Origin of the sequence: Methanoculleus sp. UBA413 (genome assembly GCF_002502935.1) — an archaeon.
Classification (GTDB): Archaea; Halobacteriota; Methanomicrobia; order Methanomicrobiales; family Methanoculleaceae; genus Methanoculleus; species Methanoculleus bourgensis.
The window spans coordinates 21,843-27,225 of sequence record NZ_DAQR01000097.1 but is presented as its reverse complement, the minus strand read 5'-3'; the positions used below and the strand labels follow the sequence as shown (position 1 = coordinate 27,225).

The following is a 5,383-nucleotide window of genomic DNA, read 5'->3' as shown; positions in this document are numbered from 1 at the left end:
GAGCCCTGCGAGATCATCATGACGTTGATCCCGGCCTGGCCGAGCGCCGAGAAGATCCTCCCCCCCGTGCCGGGGGTTCCGGCCATCCCGGCGCCCACGACAGCGACCGCGGCGACGTCCCGGTCGTAGGTGACCTCGCGCACAGTGCCCTGCTTCACGATCGGGGTGAGCGCGCACATGGCGGCATCCAGGTGAGACTCGTCGATGATGACCGAGATGTTTGCTTCAGAGGAGCCCTGCGAGATCATCATGACGTTCACCTCCCGGAGAGCGAGCGCCTCAAAGATCATCCGTGCGACGCCGGGGCGGCCGATCATCTGCGCACCGTTGATGTTGACCAGGGCCACCTTCTCGATCAGGGCGATGGCCTTGACCACTCGCTTCTCCAGGTGCTCTTTGCGGAGGATGAGCGTCCCGGGGCACTCGGGCCTGAAGGTGTTCCTGACCCGGATCGGGATATCCTTCTGCATCGCGGGTTCGACCGAGCGCGGGTGGAGCACCTTGGCGCCGAAGTAGGAGAGTTCCATCACCTCGAGGTAGGAGATGTCGTCGAGCACCCGGGCATCTTTGATGATCCGGGGATCCGATGTCATCACCCCGTCGACGTCGGTCCAGATCCAGATCTCGTCGGCATCGATACCGGCGCCGATGATGGCGGCCGAGTAGTCAGAACCGCTCCGCCCGAGCGTGGTGGTCACACCCTGCTCGGTCGCTCCCATGAAACCCATGATCACCGGGACGGAGTCGGCGAGCAGCGGCACGACCCGGCTCCTGATGCTCGACTCGCTCGCCGGGAGGGCACGGGCGTCCCCGTGGTTTGCCGTCGTGATGATCCCGGCCTCGGCGCCGTCGAGGACGACCGAGGGAATACCGCGCTGGCGGAGAGCGGCGCTCACGATCGGGGCCGAGAGCCGTTCCCCGAAGGATATGATGTAGTCGCGGGACCGGGGAGTCAGTTCCTTTAAGGTGTATACTGCGGCGAGGATGTTCTGCAGCCGGCCGAGCCGGTCCTCGATGACCGCCGTCACCTCGTCGACGTAGTCGGGGGCGACCTCGGCAAGGAGCCGGGTGTGCCGGGTCCGCATCGCCGCAAGAAATGTCCCGACCGGGGGCTGTTTCTTGCTCTTCACGACCTCATCGGCCATCGCGATGATCTGGTCGGTAACTCCGGAGCACGCCGATACAACCAGCGCAACCTCGTCACCCGCTGCATGGTGTGGTTCTATGATATCTGCAACCCGTTGGATACAGTCTGCTTCCCCAACGGATGTGCCGCCAAATTTCATTAAAAGCCTCATTCTGGCTCACTCGTCCCCTGCAATTACTTTATGGTATTATACAACGCACTGACTAATAAGATGCTTGTAGACGAGATTGTGGACGCTCACGTGCTGGTTATCGGGAGCGGCGGCGCCGGGGTGCGGGCCGCCATCGAGGCTTCCCGGTACGGCAGCGTGGTCCTGGCCTCCAAGACCATCGCCGGCAAAGGAGGGTGTACGACGATGGCAGAAGGCGGCTTCAACGCCGTTCTGCGGGACCTGGACTCTATCGAGGTCCATCGCGAAGATACGCTCTCCGGTGGAGCGTACCTGAACGACCCGGCCCTGGTGGACGTGCTGGTCCGCGAGGCGCCGGAGCGCCTGAGAGATCTCGTCCGGTGGGGTGCGGTCTTTGACGTCACCGATGACCGACAGGTGGCGCAGCGGCCGTTCGGCGGGCAGCGGTTCCCGAGGACCTGCTACGCCGGAGACCGGACCGGCCACGAGATGATGATGACCCTCCTTGACCGCCTTGATGCGACCGATACGCAACTCTACAACGAGGTTACGGTCGTTGACCTCGTCAAGGATGAGAACGGTGCAGTCGCCGGTGCGATCGCCCTGGACCGGGAAGGGGAGGTCATCCTCTTCCGGTCGGACGCCACGGTGCTTGCGACCGGCGGAGGGACACAGATCTATGATATCTCCACGAACTCAGCCGCCGGGACCGGCGACGGATTTGCCATGGCCTACCGGGCCGGGGCGGAACTGATCGATATGGAGATGGTCCAGTTCCACCCCACGGGTGCGGTCTACCCCTACGACGCCCGCGGCCGGCTGGTGACCGAGGCGGTCCGGGGGGAGGGAGGGATCCTCTTAAACGCGCGACGGGAACGGTTCATGAAGCGCTACGACCCCGACCGGATGGAACTCTCCACCCGGGACGTTGTGGCCCGGGCGATCGCGACCGAGGTGCTGGAGGGACGGGGGACGAAGCGCGGCGGGGTCTACCTGGACGTGACGCACCTCCCCGCGGAGCGGATCGAGACCCGGCTCCCGGTGATGCTCGAACAGTTCCTCGCCTTCGGCGTGGATATCAGGAAGGAGCCGATGGAGGTGGCGCCAACCGCTCATCACATCATGGGCGGCCTCCGGATCACGCCAGAGTGCCGGACGACCGTCCCGGGGCTCTTCGCCTGCGGCGAGGTGGCCGGCGGGGTGCACGGCGCGAACCGTCTCGGCGGGAACGCGCTTGCCGATACGCAGGTCTTCGGGAAGCGGGCAGGGGAGTTTGCCGGGAAGTCGCCTGAACGGAGCGGCCGGGTCGATGAGGCCTGGATTGAGGCAGAACTCGGGATGCTCGACGACTTCTTCGAGGGGGCGATAAGCCCCGCTGCGGTCAGGAAGGACCTGAAACTCACGATGTGGAACCATGCCGGGATCTTCAGAAACTCGCCCGACCTTGCGACGGCGCTTACGAGCGTCAAGAGGCTTGCCGACCGCCGGCTCTTCGCAGCATCGACTGTGAACATCCCGGAGTGCTGCACGGTCAGGAACATGTGCACCACGGCATCCCTGATCATCAGGTGCGCCCTGCTGCGACCCGAGAACCGGGGGGCTCACGTCAGGAACGATAAGGAGACCACCACCTGGGAGCCGGCAAAGTCGCCGTTCGGGCACACCTACGTCTCGCTTGCGCGGGAAGGGATCGAGCAGCGGGAGGTGGCGGCATGAGAGAGATCACGCTCCGGGTCTCCCGCTACGACCCTGCCGAGGACGCTGAGCCTCACGTTGAGGAGTATACGGTCCGGGTCAACGAGGGCGCCCGGGTGCTCCACGCCCTCCACGCGGTCCACGACGACCACGACCCGACGCTCGCCTACCGTTACTGTTGCGGGTCGGGGCAGTGCGGGAGCTGTGCTGTCCAGGTGGACGGGACGCCCGTTCTTGCCTGCATGGAGGAGGCCCGCGACGGTATGACGGTCGAGCCGCTGGACCTCCCGGTCTTAAAAGACCTGACTGTGGATATGGGGCCGGTGATAGCAAAGATCGCCCGGATATGCCCGGCACCGGACGCGGGGCTCCCGGCGAAGGAGGAGATCGAGGCGATCAAGCCGCTCCGGGACTGTATCGAGTGCCTCTGCTGTGTATCGGCATGCCCGGCGCTCCAGGTGACCGAGTTCGCCGGGCCGACGGTGCTCCGGCAGGAGATGCGCCTCGCCCTCGACCCCCGAGACTCGGGGGACCGGATCGGCGACGCCATCGAGAAGGGGCTCTTCTACTGCACGACCTGCAAGCGGTGCCTGGAGGTCTGCCCGAAGGAGATCGATGTCCCGGGGAAAGCGATCGAGAAACTCAGGGAACTTGCGAACCGGCGCGGGCTGACCCTGCCCCGCCACCAGGAGGTGGCGAAGATGGTGCAGGAGACAGGAAGAAGCGTCGAGCGGACAGTGCCGACGTTTTTAGAGCAGGTGCCGGAGGTGATCGAGCCCGACGGTCCCGTCCGCGGAGAGGTCGGGTTCTTTGTCGGGTGCATGTTCAACGGCCGGGTGCCGCAGACTGCGCTCGACGCGATGGAGGTCATGAAGCGCAACGGTATCCGGGTGATCGTCCCCCACGATCAGGTCTGCTGCGGCTCGCCGCTGATCAGGACCGGGCAGACGTCGTTTGTCGATGACCTGAAGCAGAAGAACATCAAGGCCTTCGCCGACCGGGGGATCGAGACCGTGATGACGATCTGCGCCGGGTGCGGGGCGACGTTGAAGAACGATTATGAGACGCCGTTCACGGTGAAGGATGTCACCGAGGTCCTCACCGAGTACGGGATCGAGCCCCCGGCGAAACTCGATATCACGGCGACCTACCACGACCCCTGCCACCTCCTCCGGGGCCAGGGGATCAGCGAGGAGCCGCGGGCACTTCTTCGCGAGGCTGTTGGGGAGTTCGTGGAGATGCCCTCACAGTGCTGCGGGGCCGGCGGCGGTGTCCGCTCGGGGGTGCCAGAGGAGGCAAAGGCGCTCGGGGCGAAGCGTGATGCGGCCGTGAAGGCGACCGGCGCTGACGTGGTGGTGACGGTCTGCCCGTTCTGCGAGTTCCACATCGCCGACTGCACGGATGTGCCCGTGAAGAACCTGGTGACGGTCCTCCTCGAGGGCTACCGGAAGAAGGACGCGGAGCAGAAGGACTCCGCGTAAATCCATCTCTTTTATCTCTGCGGGGCTCGTCGGCGGCGTGAGCGGGAAGACCCCGACCTTCAGGACGGGGTAGTTCACGAAAATCCTAAGGCGTTACCGTCATCGCTACCTCAAATTCACGCGAAGGCCACGATGAGAAGAAGGGTTACCGACGAGGCCACACGCTACGCATGCGGCAACAAGGCCGGTCACGACTTCCGGATGGGCCGACCCCTCCTGCGCCTTGAAATTGGCGCTACTTTTATGCAGTTACCATGCGAGTCTAGTATCAGGTACAGCCATTGCGTCCCCGGATGGCCTGGGAGGAACGATGAGCGAACTTGATAAAGAACGCATGGTAAACGAGATCAGCCGGTGCCTCTCCGGCGTCGAGGACCTCCTGCTGGGTTACCTCTATGGCTCATTCCTTGTGCGAAACGATTTTAACGACATCGACATAGGGCTACTCGTTGCCGGGGAACGCACACCATATGAACTCTTTAAGTATGCCATGAGGATCGCATCCGACCTGGAGCGATGCATTACACCAAGATATGAGGTGGATCTCCGGGTCCTCAACACGGCACCTGTAGAGTTCCAGTACGAAGTGGTGAAAACAGGGCAGGTCGTTTTTGCCCGGGACGAGAACGTGCGGGTCGCATTCGAGGCCGATGTACTGGCGAAGTATCTCGACCTCAAGTATCTCTACGACAGGATGAACAGGGCGCTTCTTGCGCCGGTGGGACAATGAGGGTACTCCGCCCCATGCAGGAACTGCAGGATGCGTTGCGAGACTGGGAACGGTATCAGCGCATCCCGCGTGAGCAGTTCTTCTCCGACCGGGATACCCGGAATATGGTCTTCTACCTCTGCGGGGCTCGCGGGGCATGAGCGGGAGGGCTCCCTCCGCAAGGGGGGAGGGGATTCGCGGCGCCCCTTCTTCACTTTCAC

Annotated in this window: 5 protein-coding genes; 4 read left to right on the top strand and 1 reads right to left on the bottom strand. The window is 63.9% G+C overall.

What is annotated here, in order from left to right:
- On the bottom strand, positions 1-1,286 hold a 1,286-nt coding region (locus tag BP858_RS08080), incomplete at its 3' end, for an aspartate kinase (protein WP_286879252.1).
- Between the two features lie 72 nt (positions 1,287-1,358).
- Here BP858_RS08080 and tfrA point away from each other — a divergent pair.
- The 4 genes from tfrA (at position 1,359) to BP858_RS08060 (ending at position 5,323) form a co-directional block, all read left to right on the top strand.
- Positions 1,359-2,993, top strand: a complete 1,635-nt coding sequence (gene tfrA, locus BP858_RS08075; RefSeq protein WP_286879251.1) for a fumarate reductase (CoM/CoB) subunit TfrA — start codon at positions 1,359-1,361, stop codon at positions 2,991-2,993.
- Positions 2,990-4,453, top strand: coding sequence for a fumarate reductase (CoM/CoB) subunit TfrB (gene tfrB / locus BP858_RS08070; protein ID WP_062261084.1), 1,464 nt, complete (start codon positions 2,990-2,992; stop codon positions 4,451-4,453). Before tfrA ends, tfrB begins: the two co-directional genes overlap by 4 nt.
- A gap of 310 nt (positions 4,454-4,763) precedes the next feature.
- Complete coding sequence (gene mntA, locus BP858_RS08065; protein ID WP_074174720.1) at positions 4,764-5,183, top strand: type VII toxin-antitoxin system MntA family adenylyltransferase antitoxin; 420 nt, start codon at positions 4,764-4,766, stop codon at positions 5,181-5,183.
- A complete protein-coding gene (locus BP858_RS08060; protein WP_281767235.1) occupies positions 5,180-5,323 on the top strand; it encodes a hypothetical protein in 144 nt (47 codons plus the stop codon). Before mntA ends, BP858_RS08060 begins: the two co-directional genes overlap by 4 nt.
- Positions 5,324-5,383: the final 60 nt, after the last annotated feature.